The organism is Vibrio sp. 2304 (genome assembly GCF_033339475.1).
GTDB classification, from domain to species: domain Bacteria; phylum Pseudomonadota; class Gammaproteobacteria; order Enterobacterales; family Vibrionaceae; genus Vibrio; species Vibrio alginolyticus.
This window is the reverse complement of sequence record NZ_JAWOUQ010000013.1, coordinates 50,868-71,923: the sequence shown is the minus strand read 5'-3', so window position 1 is coordinate 71,923 and position 21,056 is coordinate 50,868. Positions and strand designations below refer to the sequence as shown.

Here is a 21,056-nt window from a genome sequence, read left to right as displayed (position 1 = left end):
ATGGTTCAGGCTTTGTATGCATGGTCTATTTAATCGCGAACATGGAGCCGAAGTTAAAGCATTGGAACCAAACATCGTAGCTAGAAAAGCCAATTTTAGCGAAACGCTCTTTATGTTCTTTCTTTGAATCTGGGCGCATTACGTTTTCTATCGCGCTGCGCTTTTGGCTGATTTCTAGTTCGCTATAACCATTCGCACGTTTAAAGTCGTGGTGAAGGTCAATTAACAGTTCGTTCGAAACTTCATCTTCGAAGACGAACTTCTCCGATAGAATCAAAATGCCGCCTGGACGCAGGCCTGCGTAAATTTTCTCGAGCAAGGAGTAACGATCTTCTGGAGAGAGGAATTGCAAAGTGAAGTTCAACACCACCACTGACGCGTTTTCAATTTCGATATTGCGAATGTCTGCTTCTACTACATCCACAGGAGTGTCACTGCGGTAAGCGTTGACGTGAAGTTTACAACGCTCAACCATCGCAGGAGAGTTGTCCACTGCGATGATTTGGCAACCTTCTTGTTTGATATGGCGACGCATAGACAATGTTGCAGCACCCAAAGAACAGCCAAGGTCATAGATGTTTGAGTGAGGTTTTACAAAACGCTCTGCCAGCATACCGATTGCAGAAATGATATTGCTGTAACCCGGTACCGATCGTTGAATCATGTCAGGAAATACTTCCGCTACGCGTTCATCGAACGTGAAATCCCCAATTTTATCGATTGGAGCCGAAAAAATAGTATCTGGATTGCTCTTAGGGTTCATAACTAAGTCTCTGCATACAAGCCGCCTGAAAATGTCAGGCACCAAAAAAGGCGCGTATTTTATGGGAATTTCGCGCCTCTGTCATGTGTTGCGTTAGAACATCTGTAACTGCGAGTTGCCATCGTCAGCTGGGAAAGGTGATAACTCAGGGAGTGTGATACGCTTTTGTATGTCTTTATATAGGTTTGCGGCCAACTCTGGCGCAATTATATTGTCTGCGGTATGGATCATGACATATGGCTGTTTACCTTCGGCAATCCATTGTGGCAACTTGTTGAGCCATGGTTTAAAAAACTCGTAATTTTGCTGTTCTTCTGGATGACCAATAAAGCGAATCAAAGGGTGTGAAGCGGTAGCAATGGCGTGAACAGGGACTCGTGGTTTTTTCATTTGTGCATCAATAATCGCCTCATTGTCGGGCTTAGCGGCAAAGACTGGGCGGCTATCCATAATAATGCGGTCAATATTATTCTCTACTAACCATTGGTTAAGTGCTCGCTCTTCTTCGCCTTTGGAGAAAAATGCCATATGGCGAACCTCAACACCGAGAGGGAAGTTAGGTGGAAAGTTCGCACAGAACTTTTTCAGCCGATCAAGGTGCTCAGGACCAAATGCGGCTGGTAATTGAATTGTCCATTGGCCCACACGGTCATGCAAAGGCTCCATGACTTTCATGAAGTCTCTCAGTTGTTCGCTGCAACCTCTTAGCATTTGCTCATGAGTGATGGCTTTAGGAAGTTTGAAAGTAAAGCGAAAATCATCGTGGGTTGCGGCTCTCCAGTTTTGCACTGTATTGAGCGTCGGTGTGGCATAAAATGTCGTGTTGCCTTCCACGGTATGAAACACTTGCGCATACCTTTCTAAACGTTCAGCGGGCTTTGTCCCGCTGCCGTAAAAACTTTGTTGCCATTGATTGTGCGACCACATCGTCAATCCAAGTCGAAGAGGTAAGTTATCCATTATTCTTTACTGCTTGCTACTCGTGTGAATACTTTACGAGAGTTTTGCTGAAATAGGTAATTTCACGCTATAATCCTCCCCAATTTTTTCGCTTTGGTGCGCTTTTGAACATTTGTTGTACTAAAAAGCACCAGTGAATGATAAAACACACGTAATTGTATGTTGAGTAGTCGATTTTCGTGGACATTCAGCGTATAACTGAATCTTTACTCTGCTTAGCAATGAGGCTGACAGAGTGTAGTTAACAACATTTGAGAGATTGGGAATTTCATTATGCGTACCCATTACTGTGGTCACCTGAACAAGTCCCTTGCAGGACAAACTGTAGAACTTTGCGGCTGGGTTAACCGTCGTCGTGATTTAGGCGGTCTTATTTTTATTGATATGCGAGATCGCGAAGGTATCGTTCAGGTAGTTGTTGATCCAGATATGGCGGATGCGTATGAAGTGGCGAACACACTTCGTAATGAATTCTGTATCAAACTAACGGGTGAAGTGCGCGTTCGCCCAGAGAGCCAAGCAAACAAAGACATGGCAACAGGTGAAGTTGAGATCCTTGCGAAAGGTCTTGAAATCATCAACCGTTCTGATGTTCTGCCTCTAGACTTCAACCAAAAGAACTCTGAAGAGCAGCGCCTGAAGTACCGTTACCTAGATCTACGTCGTCCAGAAATGAGCGACCGCATCAAGCTACGAGCTAAAGCGTCTAGCTTTGTTCGTCGTTTCCTAGATGACAACGGTTTCCTAGACATCGAAACACCAGTCCTAACAAAAGCGACTCCAGAAGGCGCTCGTGACTACCTAGTACCTAGCCGTGTTCACAAAGGCAGCTTCTACGCGCTTCCTCAGTCTCCACAGCTATTCAAACAACTTCTAATGATGTCTGGTTTTGACCGTTACTACCAAATCGTTAAGTGTTTCCGTGATGAAGACTTGCGTGCTGACCGTCAACCAGAATTCACTCAGATCGATATCGAAACGTCATTCATGACGGCTGACCAAGTTCGTGCAACGACTGAGAAAATGGTTCGTGAAATGTGGCAAGAGCTACTAAACGTTGACCTAGGTGAATTCCCAGTAATGCCGTTCAGCGAAGCGATTCGTCGTTTCGGTTCTGACAAGCCAGACCTACGTAACCCACTGGAACTAGTAGACGTTGCTGACCTAGTGAAAGACGTTGAGTTCAAAGTATTCTCAGGTCCAGCAAACGATGAAAAAGGCCGCGTTGCCGTTATTCGCGTTCCAGGTGGTGCATCTTTGACTCGTAAGCAAATTGATGGCTACGGTGAATTCGTTGGCATCTACGGTGCGAAAGGTCTAGCTTGGATGAAGGTTAATGACCGTGCAGCGGGCATGGAAGGTATCCAATCTCCAGTCGCTAAGTTCCTAAATGAAGACGTGATCAACGGCATTCTAGATCGTACTCAAGCGGAATCTGGTGACATTATTCTATTTGGCGCTGATAAAGCGGGTATCGTTGCAGAAGCAATGGGTGCGCTACGTTTGAAACTAGGTAAAGACCTAGAGCTAACGGATGAGTCTGCATGGGCTCCACTATGGGTTGTTGACTTCCCAATGTTCGAAGAAGATGACGAAGGCAACCTACACGCGATGCACCACCCATTCACATCGCCTCTAGGTGTGACTGCAGAAGAGCTAAAAGCAAACCCTGCTGCGGCAAATTCTAACGCTTACGATATGGTTCTAAATGGCTACGAAGTGGGCGGCGGCTCTGTTCGTATCCACAACGCAGATATGCAAGAAGCCGTATTTGATATTCTAGGCATCACACCTGAAGAGCAACAGCTTAAGTTCGGCTTCCTGCTTGATGCGCTGAAATTCGGTACGCCTCCACATGCTGGTCTTGCATTTGGTCTAGACCGTCTAGTAATGCTGCTATGTGGCACAGAGAACATCCGTGATGTTATCGCGTTCCCTAAAACAACAGCAGCGGCGTGTCTACTAACAGACGCACCAAGTATTGCGAACACAGCAGCGCTAGAAGAGCTAGCAATCGCAGTAACTGCAGCGAAAGAAAAAGACGCAGAATAAGCGCACAACATTTGAAGAAAACTCCCGCAACTGCGGGAGTTTTTGTTTAAATAAACCCAAGAAACTTCCAAAGCAATTTCCCAAGCAACGCTTTTAGAACATGTTTTGTTATTAAGCGTCAAAATACATTAAAAGGTGAATTATGGCTGGTCATAGTAAATGGGCGAATATTCGTCACCGTAAAGCAGCGCAAGATGCGAAGCGCGGCAAAATCTTTACTAAATTAATACGTGAAATCGTTGTTGCGGCAAAAGAGGGGGGCGGTGAGCCAGAAAATAACCCACGTTTGCGAGCAGCAATTGATAAAGCACTGTCTAACAACATGACACGTGACACTGTCAACCGCGCTGTCAGCCGAGGTGCTGGTGGTGAAGGCGACGACAACATGGAAACCGTGATCTATGAAGGTTATGGTCCAGGTGGTACGGCGGTCATGGTCGAATGTATGACGGATAACCGAAATCGTACGGTATCTGGCGTACGCCATGCATTCTCAAAGTCAGGCGGTAATCTGGGGACGGATGGTAGCGTCAACTATCTTTTCGACAAGAAAGGCGTGATTTCATATGGCCCAGGTTTAGATGAGGATGCGGTAATGGAAGTAGCATTAGAAAGTGGTGCTGATGACATTGAAACGGCAGAAGATGGCTCGATTGATGTCTACACGGCCCCAGGCGATTTTGGACTCGTAAAAGATGCCCTTGATGCCGCAGGGTTTGAGGCAGAGAACGCTGAGGTGTCGCTGATCCCATCTACGAAAGCAGATTTGGATGCGGATACTGCGCCAAAACTACTTCGTTTGATTGACGCTTTGGAAGATCTGGACGACGTTCAAGAGGTTTATCACAATGGTGATATCTCTGACGACGTTGCGGCTACGCTAGATTAAACTCAAGGTGTCGGGAGCGGTATTTGCTCCGAAGTTAGCAAGTAATAATAAAAAGACTGAGGCCGAATTAGGCCTCATTTTTAGGAACATTCATGTCAATTATTTTGGGCATTGACCCAGGTTCGCGCATTACCGGCTATGGGGTCATTCGTCAAAATGGACGCCACTTGCAATACCTTGGTAGTGGCTGCATTCGTACTTCAGAAAAAGAACTTCCGGGTCGGCTTAAACAGATTTATGCAGGCGTCACGGAAATCATTACCCAGTTTCAACCGGACGTTTTCGCGATCGAGCAAGTGTTTATGGCCAAAAACGCGGATTCAGCGCTAAAACTTGGCCAAGCTCGTGGCAGTGCAATTGTTGCTGCGGTGAATGCGGAGTTGCCGGTATTTGAATACGCGGCTCGTCTTATTAAGCAAGCTGTCGTCGGCACTGGTGGCGCGGACAAAGCGCAAGTTCAGCATATGGTTCAGCAGATGCTTAAATTGCCCGCCAAGCCTCAAGCGGATGCAGCCGATGCTTTAGGTGTGGCGATTTGTCATGCCAATACTAACAAGACTCTCGTTGCGTTAGCGGGCAAAGCAACCAGTGCCAGAAAAGGGCGCTACCGTTAAAATTAACTGGATGTCTATCCAGTTCTTTATTATCCTGTCGCAAATTCATTTCCAAAGAGTATTTATAGTGATTGGACGTCTTCGTGGCATACTGATTGAAAAGCAACCACCTGAAGTATTAATTGAAGTTAATGGCATTGGCTATGAAGTCCAGATGCCAATGAGCTGTTTTTACGAACTGCCAAATGTTGGCGAAGAAGCCATTATTTATACTCACTTTGTTGTCCGTGAAGATGCGCAATTGCTATACGGTTTCAACACGGTAAAAGAACGAGCACTTTTCCGTGAAGTGATCAAAGCCAATGGCGTTGGTCCTAAACTCGGTCTTGGTATTCTCTCTGGTATGACAGCAACGCAATTTGTTACTTGTGTGGAACATGAAGACGTTTCTACGCTGGTTAAGCTTCCAGGCGTTGGCAAGAAAACCGCAGAGCGATTGGTTGTTGAAATGAAAGACCGCTTGAAAGGGTGGGGCGCTGGCGATCTATTTACACCATTTACGGATGCTGCTCCTGCGGATTCTGGTGCGACATCCAACAACGCGGAAGAAGAGGCAATCAGTGCGCTTCTAGCTCTAGGTTACAAGCCGACTCAAGCGTCGAAAGTGGTATCTCAGATCGCTAAACCGGACATGAGCAGTGAGCAAATGATCCGTGAAGCTCTAAAATCAATGGTGTAACGCTGGTTGCACAGTGAATATTTGTTCAAGATAACTCATTCTCTAAGGTTAATGCCAATCGCTTAACGATGTTTTTTGTGTCATTCCAGCGAGCCTGGCGAGACTGGGAATCTAATAGCAGCACGCTGAGCGGTTAATGAAACAATTTGACCATAAATCGCTCGGATAGAAGATCCTGTATCACGCTCCTTCGTCGCTGTACAGGATGACGAGATATAGAAATATGCCACTTGCTGTTAAACGAGCGGCATTATTCTCTCAGGTAACCATTTTTCAAGGTAAAAAGATGATTGAAGCCGATCGTTTAATCGCGCCAGAAAACCCTGCCTTTCGTGATGAAGATGTCATTGATCGTGCTATTCGGCCAAAAAAATTAGCGGATTACCAAGGTCAGGACCATGTCCGTGACCAAATGGAGATCTTCATTAAAGCTGCTCAGTTACGTAGCGAAGCACTTGATCACCTTTTGATTTTTGGTCCCCCAGGTTTGGGTAAAACCACACTTGCGAATATCGTTGCCAATGAAATGGAAGTGAACATTCGCACTACTTCAGGCCCTGTACTTGAGAAAGCAGGCGATTTGGCCGCGCTGTTAACCAACCTTGAAGAAAACGATGTGTTGTTCATCGATGAGATTCACCGCTTGAGTCCGATGGTTGAAGAGGTGCTATATCCGGCGATGGAAGATTATCAACTGGATATTATGATCGGTGAAGGTCCGGCCGCTCGTTCTATTAAGATCGATTTACCACCGTTTACGTTAATTGGTGCGACGACCCGAGCGGGCTCTTTGACGTCACCATTGCGCGATCGCTTTGGTATTACTCAGCGCCTTGAGTTTTATAAGATAAAAGACCTCCAAGATATTGTGCAGCGAAGCGCGGATTGTTTAGGTTTATCAATGGAACCTGAAGGTGCATTGGAAGTGGCAAGACGTGCGCGTGGCACACCACGTATTGCTAACCGTTTGCTACGCCGTGTTCGTGATTATGCGGAAGTAAAAGGCAATGGTCACATTTGTGCCGATGTTGCCGATAAGGCGTTGAATATGCTTGATGTGGACGCCGAAGGCTTCGATTACATGGACCGTAAGCTACTACTCGCGATTATGGAAAAATTTGGTGGTGGTCCTGTCGGGCTCGACAACATGGCAGCGGCGATAGGTGAAGAAAAGGACACTATTGAAGACGTTCTTGAACCTTATCTTATTCAGCAAGGTTATTTACAACGCACTCCGCGTGGAAGAATCGCGACAGATCGTGCGTATTTGCATTTCGGAATTGAAAAATAAGATTCCCTCGCTGGGCCTTTGTTGCCCAGCGCTTCATTAAAGTTGACCAAACTCACATTTTTTGAATTTTTTCTCATACTGGTTTAGTAAGTAAAAAGCATTGATTGTTAACTCGATGTTTGCTTGCAACTGGTTAATTTCTCTCCTGATTACTCTCTCTTAACATCCGTATCCAATACTGGTTGATCTAGATCAATGTGATGGATTTTTGTGCAAATTCCGCGCATAAACATTGATGTATATCAAAGCGCGTTACGGCTATAAACCTTTTGAAACAATCTGTTTTTACAAGTAATATTAGCCCCAGCTATATTAGCTGATGCTTAACAATTAACTAACCAATGAAGCACATTTTTGCAACAATGAGTTGTGATAATTCAACATTTTTCAAGTGTAAATAACACCTGAATATGGATTGCAATATGTAGAGAGTGTCATTCAGCCGACACATAGGAGTTACCATGATTGACGTAGTTGATCTATCGCGGTTGCAGTTTGCACTGACAGCGATGTATCACTTCCTATTCGTACCATTGACCCTTGGTATGGCCTTCCTTCTGGCCATTATGGAATCGATGTACGTAATGACGAACAAGCAAATCTATAAGGACATGACCAAGTTCTGGGGTAAGCTATTCGGTATTAACTTTGCACTTGGTGTGGCGACAGGCCTTACCATGGAGTTCCAGTTTGGTACGAACTGGTCTTACTACTCCCACTATGTAGGTGATATCTTCGGTGCACCGCTAGCGATCGAAGCACTTGTCGCATTCTTCCTGGAGTCAACTTTTGTTGGTCTATTCTTCTTCGGGTGGGATCGTCTATCTAAACGCCAACACTTAGCGGTTACCTGGCTTGTGGCACTAGGCTCTAACTTCTCTGCTCTTTGGATTCTTATCGCAAACGGCTGGATGCAAAACCCAGTAGGCGCAGATTTCAACTTCGAAACCATGCGAATGGAAATGGTGAGCTTCTCTGAGGTTGTACTAAACCCAGTTGCTCAGGTTAAGTTCGTGCATACGGTTGCTTCTGGTTACACTTGTGGCGCAATGTTTATTCTAGGCATCAGTTCATACTACCTATTAAAAGGTCGTGACATTGCGTTTGCTCGTCGTTCGTTTGCTATTGCTGCTTCTTTCGGTATTGCAGCTATCTTATCTACCATCGTTCTTGGTGACGAATCTGGCTACGAGCTTGGTGAAGTTCAAAAAGTGAAACTCGCTGCAATTGAAGCAGAGTGGCACACTGAACCTGCACCTGCCGCATTTACGTTATTTGGTGTTCCTAACCAGGAAACGATGCATACCGATTACGCAATTAAGATCCCTTACGTAATGGGTATTATCGCGACACGTTCTTTTGATGAGCAAGTAACAGGTCTTCGTGATTTACGTGATGAACACGTCGATCGTATTCGTGACGGCATGTACGCTTATGAACTTCTAGAGAAGCTTCGTGCGGGCGACAAGTCAGAAGAAAACATGACTGCGTTTGATGAAGTGAAAGGTGACCTAGGTTACGGTCTACTTCTAAAACGCTACACAGACAATGTTGTTGATGCAACAGAAGAGCAAATCCAAGCTGCTGCGGACGACTCAATCCCAACAGTATGGCCGCTATTCTGGTCATTCCGTATCATGGTTGCTTGTGGCTTCATCATGTTGTTTGTCTTTGGTGCGGCGTTTATCCAAACGTGTCGTCAGAAGATTGAACAGAAACAATGGATTCTAAAAGCTGCACTATTTAGCATTCCACTACCTTGGATTGCAATTGAAGCGGGTTGGTTCGTCGCTGAGTACGGCCGTCAGCCTTGGGCTGTAGGTGAAATTCTACCAGTGCATGTTGCAGCTTCTGCGCTAACTGCAGGTGAAATCTGGACTTCACTCTTCGCAATTCTGGCGCTATACACGGTATTCCTGATTGCAGAAGTTTACCTAATGTTGAAATTCGCTCGTAAAGGCCCAAGTAGCCTGAAAACGGGTCGCTACCACTTCGAGCAAAATGCTGACTCTGTTGAAGACAAAGTTAGTCGCCAAGTAGAAGCGTAAGGTAAGGAGATAACAAGATGTTTGATTACGAAATCTTGCGACTCATCTGGTGGGTACTAATCGGTGTTCTACTAGTTGGTTTTGCAGTAACAGACGGCTTCGATATGGGTGTAGGCGCGCTTGTACCTATCATCGGTAAAAACGACACGCAACGCCGTGTCATGATTAACTCAATTGCTCCTCACTGGGATGGTAACCAAGTTTGGCTTATCACTGCTGGTGGTGCACTGTTCGCAGCTTGGCCTTTGGTTTACGCAACGTCATTTTCAGGCTTCTACTTAGCGATGATTTTGACACTAGCAGCGCTATGGCTTCGTCCTCTGGGCCTAGACTACCGCTCTAAAATCGAAGATCCAAAATGGCGCAATACCTGGGATATCTGTATCTCAATCAGTGGTTTTGTTCCGCCAATCATCTTTGGTGTAGCGTTTGGCAACCTTCTACAAGGTGTACCATTCCAATTGAGTGAGTTCTTGATGCCAACATACCATGGCTCATTCTTTGGTCTACTAAACCCATTTGCACTGTTGTGTGGTCTAGTAAGCTTGTTCATGATTTTGATGCAAGGTTCTACTTGGCTACAAATGAAAACAACAGGCGAAGTGCATGTGCGTGCGCGCAACGTTGCTCAGTTGGCTGGTTTACTGACGGTTGCTGCGTTTGTAGCGGCTGGTTTCTGGATCCAAAATATCGATGGCTACGTCATTGTTGGCGGTATCGACACTAACGCTGCTTCTAACCCTCTAAACAAAGAGGTTATCCGTGAAGCTGGTGCGTGGATGAAGAACTTTGAAAACTACCCACTACTATGGGCTGCTCCTGTACTAGGTGTTGCAATGCCGCTTCTCGCTGTATTGGCATCTCGTCTTGAAAAATGTGCGATTTCGTTCATTACTTCAAGCTTGGGTGTTGCTGGTGTTATCTTTACTGCAGGTTTTGCGATGTTCCCATTCATCATGCCTTCAGACTTAATGCCAAGCCACAGCTTAACAATGTGGGATGCAACGTCATCTGAGCTGACTCTGAACCTAATGACAGGCGTTGCGTTTGTTATGGTGCCAATCATCCTTGGTTACACATCTTGGACTTACTACAAGATGTTTGGTCGCCTTGATGACCAGTACATTGAAGACAACAAAAACTCACTTTACTAAGGAGCATTTACTATGTGGTATTTCGCATGGATTCTAGGTGTACTACTTGCTTGTGCATTCGGTATCATCAACGCTCTTTGGCTAGAGCACTCAGAAATGATGGATAAAGACAGTGAGTAACCTCGCTGATAAGGTAGCGAAACTTCACGCACCAATGGATAAGACTCTGCTACGAGTCTTATCTCTCATCCTTGGCTTTATGCACGTAGGATTGGTGATGTGGGACCCTGAAGCTTACCATCAAGCAATTGGTGGTTTTAACTCAATCATCGCACCAGCACTGATTTGGTCTGTATGTTCAAGCATGGTGTATGGGGTGGGCTTCAAGCCAAGAAACTGGTACTGGCAAGTTTTGTTTAGTCCTTATTTCTCGTTAGCTATCTTAATTTATCTAACGGCACTTTATTTCATTTAGGCTGAAATATGCTGTAATAAAGTCGGTTACTAAATCACCGAATAAAAGCTAGGTATCTCGCCTAGCTTTTATTTTTTCTACAAATTTCAAAAATATTTCCTTAGCTCGGTACCAATTGCTGTCGCTTCAGTTATAGTAATTACTTTAAAGAATTGAATATATTGGTACTCCCTTGCAAGGCACATCAAATCTCTTTCACTGGCCGATCACTGTGTACTATGAAGACACTGATGCGGGCGGTGTTGTATATCATTCTAATTATCTAAAATTCTTTGAGCGCGCACGGACAGAGATGTTACGTGCTAAAGGCATTTCTCAACATGTGTTACTGGAACAAAATATCGGCTTTGTTGTCCGACACATGGATATCGATTTCAACCAAGGCGCTAGGCTGGACGAGCATCTGACAGTCGTAACCCGAGTGTCAGAAATAAAACGTGCTTCTCTGCAATTCTGTCAAGAGTTGGTCAATGATCAAGGCAAGATATTGTGCAAGGCCTCGGTTAAGGTAGCATGTATCGATAATAAGAAAATGAAACCAATAGCTATTCCAACCTTTATAAATTCGGAGCTAACAAATAGTGACTGCTGATATTTCCATTTTAGATCTCTTTCTTCAGGCCAGTCTGTTGGTAAAGCTTGTGATGCTGACGTTGCTTGGCATGTCAATTGTGTCATGGGCAATGATCATCAAGCGCAGCAAAGTGCTTTCTCAAGCATCAAAAAATGCAGAGCAGTTTGAAGACAAATTTTGGTCGGGTACTGATCTTTCTCAGCTTTACCAAAAAGTAAAAGCGCGTAAAGACGAAATTGAAGGCACAGAAGAAATCTTCTACGCAGGTTTTACAGAGTTTGCTCGCCTACGTAAGAGCAACGCAAATTCACCAGCTTACATCATGGAAGGCACTGGCCGCGCAATGCGCGTTGCTGTTTCTCGTGAAGTAGATGAGCTAGAAACAAGCTTACCGTTTTTGGCAACAGTCGGTTCTATAAGCCCTTATATCGGCCTATTTGGTACCGTTTGGGGCATCATGCACGCCTTTATTGCGCTGGGTGAAGTAAAGCAAGCTACGTTGTCTATGGTTGCACCGGGTATCGCCGAGGCACTTATCGCGACAGCGATGGGGCTATTTGCGGCTATTCCGGCAGTAATGGCGTACAACCGCCTAAGCAATAAAGTGAGTAAACTAGAGCACACTTACGCAACATTTTCTGAAGAATTCCACAGCATCCTTCATCGTCAAGCGATGGCTGGCCGAGACAGCGCGGATAAGGAATAAAGCATGGCGGGTTATCAACCTAAAAAGCGAAAAATGACAGCGGAGATCAACGTTGTTCCGTATATCGACGTAATGCTCGTACTGTTGATCATTTTTATGGCGACCGCTCCATTTGTGACTCAAGGCGTCGACGTTGATCTTCCGAAAACATCGACCGCAGAATCTATGCAAGACCTTGCTGGCGAGACTGACAGTAGCTTTATTATCATCGAAATTGATAGCGAGGGTAATTTAGGCCTAAGCGTAAATGATGAAGAAGTTCAGCGAGGTTTGTCGTTGCAAGATGTTATTGTGCGAGTGAAAGCGGAGCGAGAGGTTAAGCCGGATTCACCAGTTGCGGTAGGTGGCGACGCGGCAACACCATATGCCGATGTTGTTCTATTGCTAGATGAACTAAGTCGAGCTGGTATCCCTAAGGTAGGTCTAATGACCGATATCAGGGAATAGACATCAATTATCTATGAAAGATCACAAGAAGAAACCCAACCAATACGCCAAACCGATAGCAATATCGGTTGGTTTGCATGCAATTCTAGTTGCAGCCCTGCTTTGGGGGACGGACTTCAACATGTCTAAACCAGAGCCTACAGGGCAAATGGTTCAAGCTGTTGTCATCGATCCAAAACTTGTGCAGCAACAAGCGAAAGAAATTCGCCAGCAACGCGAAAAGGCAGCGAAAAAAGAACAAGAGCGTCTTGATAAACTGAGACGCGAAGCAGAGCAGCTAGAAAAAAACCGCAAAGCTGAAGAAGAGCAAATTCGCAAGTTGAAAGAGCAGCAAGCGAAAGATGCTCAAGCGGCGCGAGAAGCAGAAGCTGCACGTAAGAAAAAAGAGCAAGAGCGCAAGCAGGAAGAAGAACGTGTTCGCAAAGAAAAAGAGCGAGCTGCTAAGCTAGAAAAAGAGCGCAAGGAAAAAGAAGAAGCCGTGCGTAAAGCTGAGCAGGAGCGTTTAGCAAAAGAAGCGGCTATAGCAAAAGCTGAGCAAGAACGTTTGGCTCGTGAAAAAGCAGCAAAAGAAGCGGAAGAAAAAGCACGTCGTGAGCGTGAAGCTGCTGAAAAAGCTGAACAAGAGCGCATTGCAAAAGAGAAAGCGGCAAAAGAGGCAGCGGAGCGAGAGCGTAAAGCGAGAGAAGCAGCTGAGCGTGCCGAGCGTGAGCGTAAAGCTCAAGAAGCCGCGTTAGATGATATTTTTGCGGGTCTCGAGGATGAGGTCAGTAAAAACAGTGCTGCGCGCAATCAATTTATTGACGACGAACTTTCTCGTATGTCATCCATCTATACTCAAAATATTCAGCAAAAGCTGATTAAGGATGACTACTTGCTGGGAAAGGAGTGTAGGGTAAACATCAAATTGATTCCGACAGGAACTGATATGATGGTCTCTGGTGTTACCGTTTTGAGTGGCGATACTCGAGTATGTGCTGCGGCGAAGCGAGCAATAGCTCAGGTAGGGACGTTCCCTAAATCTTCAGAATCAGCGGTCAATGAAAGACTAAAAGACATCAACATAACTGTTGCTTTGGACTAAAAGGAATAAGACGTGATTAGACGCCTTTTACTAGGAATGTTTGTACTGTTTAGCAGTATGACAAATGTGGCGAATGCCGCATTAGAGTTGGTCATTACCGATGGTATTGATTCAGCACGACCAATTGCTGTTGTTCCGTTTAAGTGGGAGGGCACACAAGCGCTTCCAACGGATGTTTCTGCTGTTATCGCCTCGGATTTACAACGTAGTGGTAAATTCAGCCCAGTTCCAACGAGCAAAATGCCACAAACACCGTTCAGTGAATCAGAAGTTAATTTTGATGCTTGGACCAATTTAGGTGTGGATGCGCTATTGACTGGTTCAATCAAGCAAAACGACCAAGGTGACTACGTTATCAACTATCAACTTGTTGATATTGTGCGTGGTCAGTTAACAGGTGGGAAGAGTAAGGCGCTTGGTAGTGACGGTGAATTAGTCCTGTCAAAAGATCATGTGCTGTTCAATAAAGTAGCCACTGTTCAAGGGCCTCGTATGCGTGAGTACGCTCACCGTATCTCTGATTTGGTGTATGAACAGTTAACTGGCGACCGTGGCGCTTTCATGACTCGTATCGCATATGTGGTAGTGAACGATAAAGACCGTTTCCCTTACCAACTTCGAGTCGCTGATTACGATGGCTACAATGAGCGTCTGGTTTTACGCTCTAAGCAACCATTAATGTCACCAGCGTGGTCACCCGATGGTAAAAAGCTTGCATATGTTAGCTTCCAAAATGGCCAAGCAGAAATCTTCATCATGAACATCTACACCGGTGAACGTGAGAAAATTACTTCATACCCACGTCACAATGGTGCGCCAAGATTTTCGCCAGATGGCAATAAGTTAGCGATTGTTCTTTCTAAAACAGGCTCGCTTCATGTTTATACGTTTGACCTTAACACTCGTAAGCTGACGCAAATTACGCGTGGCAGATCAAATAATACGGAACCGTTCTGGCATCCGGATGGAAAATCGTTGATTTTCACATCGGATAGGGGTGGTAAACCACAGATTTATCAAGTAAATTTGGGCAGCGGTTCTATTGACCGTTTGACTTGGCAAGGCAGCCAAAACTTGGGTGGTCAGATTACTCCTGATGGGCGATTCCTAGTTATGGTGAACCGCAGCAACGCAGGATTTAATTTGGCGAAACAAGATTTGGAAACTGGTGCTCTTCAAGTCTTAACTAAGACCTTGCTTGATGAGTCTCCTAGTATTGCCCCAAACGGTGGCATGGTTGTGTATAGCTCGATTTACAACAAGAAAAACGTACTATCGATGGTGTCAATTGATGGTCGATTCAAAGCTAGATTACCGGCAACAAATGGGCGTGTTCGAGCGCCTGCATGGTCACCGTTTTTGTAGTAATAAGTTTGATTAATAAAGGAAAATAAGATGCAACTGAACAAGGTTCTAAAAGGGCTACTAATCGCGCTTCCTGTAATGGCTGTTACAGCGTGTAGTTCAAGCGACGACGCTGCTTCTAACACTGGTGCAGCAACAAACAACAATGGCGCAGTGGAAACAACAGTAGCTACGCCAATTGATCAAAGCGGTCAGTTGACAGAGCAAGAGCTAAAAGAGCAAGCGCTACGTGAAACTCAAACAATCTACTTTGCTTTTGACAACTCAACAATTGCAGCAGATTACGAAGAGATGCTAGCGGCTCACGCTTCTTACCTAAGCAAGAACCCAGCACTTAACGTAACTATCGAAGGTCACGCTGATGAGCGCGGTACACCTGAGTACAACATTGCTCTAGGTGAGCGTCGTGCACAAGCAGTAGCGAACTACCTACAAGCACTAGGTGTTCAAGCTGACCAAATCTCAATCGTTAGCTACGGTGAAGAGAAGCCACTTCTTCTAGGTCAATCAGATGAAGTTTACGCTAAGAACCGTCGCGCGGTTCTAGTATACTAATTCGAGGTAATCCTCATGTTCAGTAACACTAAGCGCGCTGTTGCGCTTACGTTACTGGCAAGTGCAGCGAACTTTGCGTTCGCTGCACCAGCTCCAGTATCCGATCTCAACAGCACATCATCCGTCTCTAAGAGCCGTTCATCTGAAACGGAAGTAGAACGTCTAGAACGTTTGCTACAAAATCGCAATCGCGTTCAGCTCCAAATGCAACAGCAAATTGACCAAATGTCACAAGAGATCAGTGAATTGCGTGGTCAATCAGAGCGAAATAGCTACGAAATGAAACAAATGTTGCAACGTCAACGTGAGTTGTTTGTCGAGCTGGATCGTGTTCGTGGAGAGATAAAATCCACACCTGCACAAGAAGCACAACCTGTGAAAACAGGTGGCCAGTACACTCCAAATGTTGATGAGCAAACGGCATATCAGAATGCAGTTGACCTCATTCTCAAAAAGCGTGATTACACTGGCGCAATTGCAGCGTTCCAGCAGTTCCAGAAAGATTATCCTGATTCTACATATTCAGCGAATTCTCACTACTGGTTAGGTCAGTTGTACTTCGCTAAAAAGCAGGATGAGGATGCAGTGAAAAGTTTTGCCGCTGTTGTGTCTTATAAAGACTCCAACAAGCGAGCCGATGCGTTGCTTAAGTTAGGCGAAATCGCTGAGCGTAATAACAATGCAGCTCAAGCGAAAAAGTACTACCAACAAGTGGTTGATGAATACCCAGGTAGTGCATCTGCAAAACTTGCCAGCTCTAAGCTGTAAGACGTTATGTTTTGAAAAGGAAGCCTCGGCTTCCTTTTTCTTTTCCATTTTCTGTTGGTGCAGAACGGCTAAGTCGATAGCAATGATGCAGAGCCTCTGACCTTGTGTTGCACCGAATTTCGCTACTCGGAAATGCTACCTGTAACAAAGATATACGGTTAGACCGCTAGAAATCCCCGCGACAAGTTGGTTTTTGAAAATTAACGAGGTTACAATACTCGGATTAAAGGAAGTTGCGTAGAGCAAGAGCAATGAGCCATATATTAGATAAAATCGACACTGTTTACCCATTCCCACCGAAACCAGTTCCATTAAGCGAAGAAGAAAAAGCATCTTACATTGAGCGTATTAAAAAGTTACTCAAAGAAAAAGATGCGGTACTTATCGCACACTATTATACCGACCCTGAGATTCAAGCCCTAGCTGAAGACACTGGCGGGTTTGTTGGTGACTCGTTGGAAATGGCGAAGTTTGGTAATCGTCACCCTGCAAGTACATTGATTATTGGTGGTGTTCGCTTTATGGGCGAGTCGGCCAAAATTCTGACACCAGAAAAGCGCATTCTAATGCCAACGTTGGAAGCGGAATGTTCGCTCGACCTTGGCTGTCCTTCGGATAAGTTCAGCGAGTTTTGTGATGCTCACCCTGATCATACGGTTGTAGTTTACGCAAACACCTCAGCAGCGGTTAAAGCCCGTGCCGACTGGGTCGTTACATCGAGTATTGCGCTTGAAATCGTGGAACACTTAGACGCTGAAGATAAGCCAATTATTTGGGGACCAGACCGTCACCTAGGATCGTACATCGCTAACAAAACTGGCGCAGATATGCTGCTTTGGCAGGGTGAGTGTGTGGTTCATGATGAGTTCTCTGCTGATGCGCTACGAAAAATGAAGAGCGTGTATCCAGATGCGGCTATTTTGGTTCACCCTGAGTCACCAGCAAGCGTCGTAGAACTTGCCGATGCCGTTGGATCAACGAGTCAGCTGATCAAAGCAGCGAAAGAGCTTCCTCACAAACAAATGATCGTTGCGACAGACAAAGGCATTTTCTTTAAAATGCAGCAACTTGTGCCAGAGAAAGAACTTATCGAAGCGCCAACCGCAGGTGCAGGCGCAACATGTCGCAGCTGTGCACACTGTCCTTGGATGGCAATGAACGGTTTGAAAGCAATTGAGAAAGCGCTTAGTGAAGGTGGTGAAGAGCACGAAATTTTTGTTGATGAAGCGCTACGTGTGAAATCACTTATCCCACTGAACCGCATGCTAGATTTTGCTGAGCAGCTAAATATGCAAGTGAAAGGTAATGCTTAAAAAGTAGGCGTAACTGAAAGTAAATCTCAAAAACCAGCCGAATATGGCTGGTTTTTTTGTGTCTTACTATCAATGAGTTACTATTGATGCAATCAATGAATATCGAGGTCATAAATTTATGGCGGTGTGGTTAGTAGTTAAAAAGTGGCTTAGTTCACACCTTTTTAAATTGAGCAACCGAAGCCTTCTCATCTTTAGTGGCTTATATGTGAGCCTTTCATGGTGGCTGCTGGTTCTCGCTGGTGAAACCGCATTAACAGACAGTTTCGCTAACTTTATCTATTACCTCATGGTTACGGCGAGTACGGTGGGTTATGGCGACCATTCTCCAGTAACAGATTTGGGTAAATGGGTTGTCGTACTATTTGTAATCCCCGGCGGTTTGAGCTTATTCGCCGCATTATTGGGGCGTGTCGCTGGAGCAGCGATGGACTATTGGCGAGCGGGTATTTTAGGAAAACGGAGAGTAAGAGTGGAAAACCATATTGTATTGTTGGGCTGGAATGGATCGAGAACGATGCACCTTATTCGCATGTTACAACATGAAGAAGAGGGAAAGCGTCCGATTGTTTTATGCAGCCGTTCAGAAATAGAGAACCCGTTACCTGGCGAAATCAGTTTTATCAAAGTGACCAGTTATACCGATTCGCAAGAAATGAAAAACGCCAATATTGCCGAAGCCGCTTGCATTATTGTGGATAATCTCTCGGACGACATTACCTTGTCAGCCGCTCTATACTGCGCATCTGTAAACCCTTCCGCTCATTTGGTCGCTTACTTTAAAGATGAAGCGCTAGGCCGACTTCTAAGTCAGCATTGCCCGAAAGCGGAATGCATACCTGCTGTTGGCGCAGAAATGTTGGCAAAAGCGGCGGTTGACCCGGGCTCAAGTGCGCTTCATCAGGAGCTTTTGGCTTCAACACGAGGTATGACGCAATACTCAGTTATTTATCCTGAGGGTCAGTCTGCCACCACTATTGAGAATCTCTTCGTTTTTCTCAAAAGACGCCATCATGCCACGCTGATTGCTTTTGATATTGGCGATGGTATTCAACTCAACCCAGATTTAGATGCTGAAGTACCCGCGAGTACCAAGCTGTTTTACATTGCAGATGAACGTATTGAAGATTTTGCCTGGAAAGAAATGAACAAGGAACAATAATGCACATGATTGCCGGCCTGTTAGCAGGCTTCCCAAACTTTTTACTCTATTTCTCTGTTTCTATTATTTTTGTATTGGCGTTTAAGTTCATCTACGTCAAGTTGACGCCATACGATGAGTGGCATCTGATTAAAGAAAAACAAAATACAGCAGCAGCGATTGCGCTAAGTGGGGCTTTCCTTGGTTACTGTCTCGCGATTTCGGGGGCGGCAAAAAACTCGGTCAATATCGTCGATTTTATGGTGTGGGGCGTTGTCGCAATGCTTGCTCAAATTATCGCATTTGCAATTGTACGCTTTATTTTACTTCCGAAAGTGGCAGAGCGTATCGAAAAAGATGAACTGCCAGCCGGTATCGTATTAGCAGCAGTTTCTGTTTCGGTTGGCGTATTGAATGCCGCGTGCATGACCTACTAGGAGGAACGATGAAGCGGAGTTCTAACGTTAAACGTTCTTCCATGGACAAAAGCTTAAAGCTTGGGAAAATTCTTCCCTTTGCTGCCTTTGGTGGTATTTTCTTCTTTGCTACGTACGAGTCAAAAACAGAAGGGTACATTTTTTCTGATGCCGATGAGTGTAAATCTAACTCGCCTGAGTTTAGTGAACAGTGTGACATTGCATACCAAGAAGCTTTAGCTCGTGCCGAACAAAATGCCCCTCGCTACCGCAGCGAGTTCGAATGCGAGAATGATTTCTACGAGGATGATTGTTACTACAGTTCCAGTTCCCGAGCTTATGTACCTAACTTTGGCGGTTTTTTTTACAGTCGCTCATTAAGCGGGTTGAAAGGTTATAACAAGAGCTATTACTCAGAGCCGATGTACCGTTATAAATCCAAATTCTATAATGGAGCAGGACAATTCTTTGGCTCCTACCGAAATCAGCCGACCAAAGTTGCGACGAATAGCCTTAATAAACGTGGTGGCGGCACCATTGGCAGGGCGATGTCTCGAGGCGGGTTTGGTAAAGCGGTGTCGGTCAGTCGAGGCGGTTAAAAAGCACTATGTTTCGACGAGAAATACAAGAGCGCGAAAACTGGCGTGAATTAGCACGCCAGTTTGGTTTTGGTTTCCATACCATGTATGACCAACCGTATTGGGATGAGAGTGCTTACTATCAATTCACGCTGGAGCAAATTGAGCGCGATATAGAAGCGCCCACTGAAGAGCTGCATCAGATGTGCCTGGCTATTGTGGATGAAGTCGTTCGGAGTGAGCGGTTGCTGACGCAATGTGCGCTCCCTGAATCTATGTGGGAGCAGGTCGCTTCTTCATGGAGACGAAGCGAACCTTCGCTTTATTCGCGGCTGGATTTCGCGTACAACGGGACCTCGCCAGCAAAATTACTGGAAAACAATGCGGATACGCCAACCAGCTTGTTTGAAACTGGCTTTTGGCAGTGGGTGTGGCTAGAAGATGTTGTAAATAAAGGTCGAGTTCACCAGAGCGCGGATCAATTCAATATTCTTCAAGACTTTTTGATCGAGCGCTTTGCCGAAATAGCAAAATACCAACCAGGACAAACACTTCACTTTAGCTGCTGCAAGTACACTGAAGAAGATAAAGGGACTGTCCAGTATTTAGAGGATTGCGCGCGAGAGGCAGGGTTAGCAACGGCATTCGTGCATGTCGAAGATATTGGAGTGACGGAAGATGGTCTGTTTGTGGATGCTGACGACAGAGCGATTCGTTGGATGTTTAAGCTTTACCCTTGGGAGTTTATGTTTGAAGAGGAATATGCGAAGTACTTAGCGACTGCGAACGTAAACTGGTTAGAACCGATGTGGAAGTCGATTCTATCCAATAAAGCACTTTTACCGTTATTGTGGGAGCGTTTTCCTAACCACCCGAACCTTTTGCCCGCTTATTTTGCTAACGATTCAAAAGCGAACACTATGAGAGATTGTGTCATCAAGCCACTATTTTCTCGAGAGGGCGCGAACATCGAGATCGTCATCGATGGAAAACGTTTTGTTAAAACGTCAGGGCCTTATGAATCTAAATTCAATATCGTCCAGCAATACCATCCACTACCTAAGTTTGGGCAAAACCATACGTTAATTGGCAGTTGGTTGGTCAATGATAGAGCTGCCGGTATTTCGATTAGGGAAGACAGTAGCTTAGTGACTCAAGATATGGCGCGGTATATTCCACATGTAATTTTAACATGATCAAAAAAGCTCTCCATTTGGAGAGCTTTTTGTCTATTCAGTCGTTCAATC

Annotated in this window: 23 protein-coding genes; 21 read left to right on the top strand and 2 right to left on the bottom strand. The window is 45.2% G+C overall.

The window, feature by feature from the left end; genetic code table 11:
* Positions 1-25: 25 nt before the first annotated feature.
* On the bottom strand, positions 26-763 hold the full coding sequence (gene cmoA, locus R7P64_RS20450) for a carboxy-S-adenosyl-L-methionine synthase CmoA (protein ID WP_017635063.1): 738 nt from the start codon (positions 761-763) through the stop codon (positions 26-28).
* Positions 764-856: 93 nt separating this feature from the next.
* Entirely contained in the window at positions 857-1,723 is an 867-nt protein-coding gene (locus R7P64_RS20445; protein WP_042522110.1) for a DUF72 domain-containing protein, read from the bottom strand.
* Between the two features lie 273 nt (positions 1,724-1,996).
* On the opposite strand from R7P64_RS20445, the gene aspS reads away from it, so the two are divergent.
* The 21 genes from aspS to R7P64_RS20340 all read left to right on the top strand — a co-directional run bounded on the left by aspS (position 1,997) and on the right by R7P64_RS20340 (position 21,005).
* Positions 1,997-3,775 carry an aspartate--tRNA ligase gene (gene aspS / locus R7P64_RS20440; RefSeq protein WP_318123911.1) on the top strand — a complete coding sequence of 593 codons (1,779 nt, stop codon included), beginning with the start codon at positions 1,997-1,999 and terminating at the stop codon, positions 3,773-3,775.
* A gap of 142 nt (positions 3,776-3,917) precedes the next feature.
* Positions 3,918-4,664: a YebC/PmpR family DNA-binding transcriptional regulator gene (locus tag R7P64_RS20435; RefSeq protein ID WP_005378402.1), complete on the top strand. Its 747-nt coding sequence runs from the start codon at positions 3,918-3,920 to the stop codon at positions 4,662-4,664.
* 92 nt (positions 4,665-4,756) lie between these two features.
* Entirely contained in the window at positions 4,757-5,278 is a 522-nt protein-coding gene (gene ruvC, locus R7P64_RS20430) for a crossover junction endodeoxyribonuclease RuvC (RefSeq protein WP_005387909.1), read from the top strand.
* A 67-nt stretch (positions 5,279-5,345) separates the two neighbouring features.
* Positions 5,346-5,957, top strand: a complete 612-nt coding sequence (gene ruvA / locus R7P64_RS20425) for a Holliday junction branch migration protein RuvA (protein ID WP_005378313.1) — start codon at positions 5,346-5,348, stop codon at positions 5,955-5,957.
* A 286-nt stretch (positions 5,958-6,243) separates the two neighbouring features.
* Entirely contained in the window at positions 6,244-7,248 is a 1,005-nt protein-coding gene (gene ruvB, locus R7P64_RS20420; protein WP_005378312.1) for a Holliday junction branch migration DNA helicase RuvB, read from the top strand.
* A 461-nt stretch (positions 7,249-7,709) separates the two neighbouring features.
* Positions 7,710-9,296: a cytochrome ubiquinol oxidase subunit I gene (gene cydA / locus R7P64_RS20415; protein ID WP_005378311.1), complete on the top strand. Its 1,587-nt coding sequence runs from the start codon at positions 7,710-7,712 to the stop codon at positions 9,294-9,296.
* Between the two features lie 17 nt (positions 9,297-9,313).
* Complete coding sequence (gene cydB, locus R7P64_RS20410; protein ID WP_006742909.1) at positions 9,314-10,450, top strand: cytochrome d ubiquinol oxidase subunit II; 1,137 nt, start codon at positions 9,314-9,316, stop codon at positions 10,448-10,450.
* A 12-nt stretch (positions 10,451-10,462) separates the two neighbouring features.
* A complete protein-coding gene (gene cydX / locus R7P64_RS20405) occupies positions 10,463-10,570 on the top strand; it encodes a cytochrome bd-I oxidase subunit CydX (RefSeq protein ID WP_000270284.1) in 108 nt (35 codons plus the stop codon).
* A complete protein-coding gene (ybgE, locus tag R7P64_RS20400; protein WP_005378304.1) occupies positions 10,563-10,865 on the top strand; it encodes a cyd operon protein YbgE in 303 nt (100 codons plus the stop codon). The genes cydX and ybgE overlap by 8 nt, the downstream gene beginning before the upstream one ends.
* Before the next feature lie 172 nt (positions 10,866-11,037).
* Positions 11,038-11,457, top strand: coding sequence for a tol-pal system-associated acyl-CoA thioesterase (gene ybgC, locus R7P64_RS20395; RefSeq protein WP_017820044.1), 420 nt, complete (start codon positions 11,038-11,040; stop codon positions 11,455-11,457).
* Positions 11,447-12,145, top strand: a complete 699-nt coding sequence (gene tolQ / locus R7P64_RS20390) for a protein TolQ (protein WP_005378301.1) — start codon at positions 11,447-11,449, stop codon at positions 12,143-12,145. The genes ybgC and tolQ overlap by 11 nt, the downstream gene beginning before the upstream one ends.
* A 3-nt stretch (positions 12,146-12,148) precedes the next feature.
* Positions 12,149-12,592, top strand: coding sequence for an ExbD/TolR family protein (locus R7P64_RS20385; protein ID WP_005378298.1), 444 nt, complete (start codon positions 12,149-12,151; stop codon positions 12,590-12,592).
* Between the two features lie 13 nt (positions 12,593-12,605).
* Positions 12,606-13,673: a cell envelope integrity protein TolA gene (tolA, locus tag R7P64_RS20380; RefSeq protein ID WP_042522108.1), complete on the top strand. Its 1,068-nt coding sequence runs from the start codon at positions 12,606-12,608 to the stop codon at positions 13,671-13,673.
* 12 nt (positions 13,674-13,685) lie between these two features.
* Positions 13,686-15,038, top strand: a complete 1,353-nt coding sequence (gene tolB, locus R7P64_RS20375; RefSeq protein WP_005387925.1) for a Tol-Pal system beta propeller repeat protein TolB — start codon at positions 13,686-13,688, stop codon at positions 15,036-15,038.
* A 30-nt stretch (positions 15,039-15,068) separates the two neighbouring features.
* Entirely contained in the window at positions 15,069-15,593 is a 525-nt protein-coding gene (gene pal, locus R7P64_RS20370; RefSeq protein ID WP_005378293.1) for a peptidoglycan-associated lipoprotein Pal, read from the top strand.
* 15 nt (positions 15,594-15,608) lie between these two features.
* Positions 15,609-16,361: a tol-pal system protein YbgF gene (ybgF, locus tag R7P64_RS20365; protein WP_238844287.1), complete on the top strand. Its 753-nt coding sequence runs from the start codon at positions 15,609-15,611 to the stop codon at positions 16,359-16,361.
* A gap of 251 nt (positions 16,362-16,612) precedes the next feature.
* Positions 16,613-17,674: a quinolinate synthase NadA gene (nadA, locus tag R7P64_RS20360; protein WP_318119137.1), complete on the top strand. Its 1,062-nt coding sequence runs from the start codon at positions 16,613-16,615 to the stop codon at positions 17,672-17,674.
* Positions 17,675-17,792: 118 nt separating this feature from the next.
* On the top strand, positions 17,793-18,836 hold the full coding sequence (locus R7P64_RS20355) for a potassium channel protein (protein WP_017635053.1): 1,044 nt from the start codon (positions 17,793-17,795) through the stop codon (positions 18,834-18,836).
* Positions 18,836-19,252, top strand: coding sequence for a DUF350 domain-containing protein (locus R7P64_RS20350; RefSeq protein ID WP_005378281.1), 417 nt, complete (start codon positions 18,836-18,838; stop codon positions 19,250-19,252). Before R7P64_RS20355 ends, R7P64_RS20350 begins: the two co-directional genes overlap by 1 nt.
* Before the next feature lie 8 nt (positions 19,253-19,260).
* A complete protein-coding gene (locus tag R7P64_RS20345) occupies positions 19,261-19,830 on the top strand; it encodes a DUF1190 domain-containing protein (RefSeq protein WP_025766906.1) in 570 nt (189 codons plus the stop codon).
* A gap of 8 nt (positions 19,831-19,838) precedes the next feature.
* The gene (locus tag R7P64_RS20340; RefSeq protein WP_318119138.1) at positions 19,839-21,005 is read left to right on the top strand and encodes a glutathionylspermidine synthase family protein; all 1,167 of its coding nucleotides are present in this window, start codon (positions 19,839-19,841) and stop codon (positions 21,003-21,005) included.
* Positions 21,006-21,056: the final 51 nt, after the last annotated feature.

Coding starts and splice junctions, on each gene's coding strand:
- cmoA (WP_017635063.1), bottom strand. CDS start 763: ATGAACCCTAAGAGCAATCCAGATACTATTTTTTCGGCTCCAATCGAT.
- R7P64_RS20445 (WP_042522110.1), bottom strand. CDS start 1,723: ATGGATAACTTACCTCTTCGACTTGGATTGACGATGTGGTCGCACAAT.
- aspS (WP_318123911.1), top strand. CDS start 1,997: ATGCGTACCCATTACTGTGGTCACCTGAACAAGTCCCTTGCAGGACAA.
- R7P64_RS20435 (WP_005378402.1), top strand. CDS start 3,918: ATGGCTGGTCATAGTAAATGGGCGAATATTCGTCACCGTAAAGCAGCG.
- ruvC (WP_005387909.1), top strand. CDS start 4,757: ATGTCAATTATTTTGGGCATTGACCCAGGTTCGCGCATTACCGGCTAT.
- ruvB (WP_005378312.1), top strand. CDS start 6,244: ATGATTGAAGCCGATCGTTTAATCGCGCCAGAAAACCCTGCCTTTCGT.
- cydA (WP_005378311.1), top strand. CDS start 7,710: ATGATTGACGTAGTTGATCTATCGCGGTTGCAGTTTGCACTGACAGCG.
- cydB (WP_006742909.1), top strand. CDS start 9,314: ATGTTTGATTACGAAATCTTGCGACTCATCTGGTGGGTACTAATCGGT.
- cydX (WP_000270284.1), top strand. CDS start 10,463: ATGTGGTATTTCGCATGGATTCTAGGTGTACTACTTGCTTGTGCATTC.
- R7P64_RS20385 (WP_005378298.1), top strand. CDS start 12,149: ATGGCGGGTTATCAACCTAAAAAGCGAAAAATGACAGCGGAGATCAAC.
- tolA (WP_042522108.1), top strand. CDS start 12,606: ATGAAAGATCACAAGAAGAAACCCAACCAATACGCCAAACCGATAGCA.
- pal (WP_005378293.1), top strand. CDS start 15,069: ATGCAACTGAACAAGGTTCTAAAAGGGCTACTAATCGCGCTTCCTGTA.
- ybgF (WP_238844287.1), top strand. CDS start 15,609: ATGTTCAGTAACACTAAGCGCGCTGTTGCGCTTACGTTACTGGCAAGT.
- nadA (WP_318119137.1), top strand. CDS start 16,613: ATGAGCCATATATTAGATAAAATCGACACTGTTTACCCATTCCCACCG.
- R7P64_RS20355 (WP_017635053.1), top strand. CDS start 17,793: ATGGCGGTGTGGTTAGTAGTTAAAAAGTGGCTTAGTTCACACCTTTTT.
- R7P64_RS20350 (WP_005378281.1), top strand. CDS start 18,836: ATGCACATGATTGCCGGCCTGTTAGCAGGCTTCCCAAACTTTTTACTC.
- R7P64_RS20345 (WP_025766906.1), top strand. CDS start 19,261: ATGAAGCGGAGTTCTAACGTTAAACGTTCTTCCATGGACAAAAGCTTA.
- R7P64_RS20340 (WP_318119138.1), top strand. CDS start 19,839: ATGTTTCGACGAGAAATACAAGAGCGCGAAAACTGGCGTGAATTAGCA.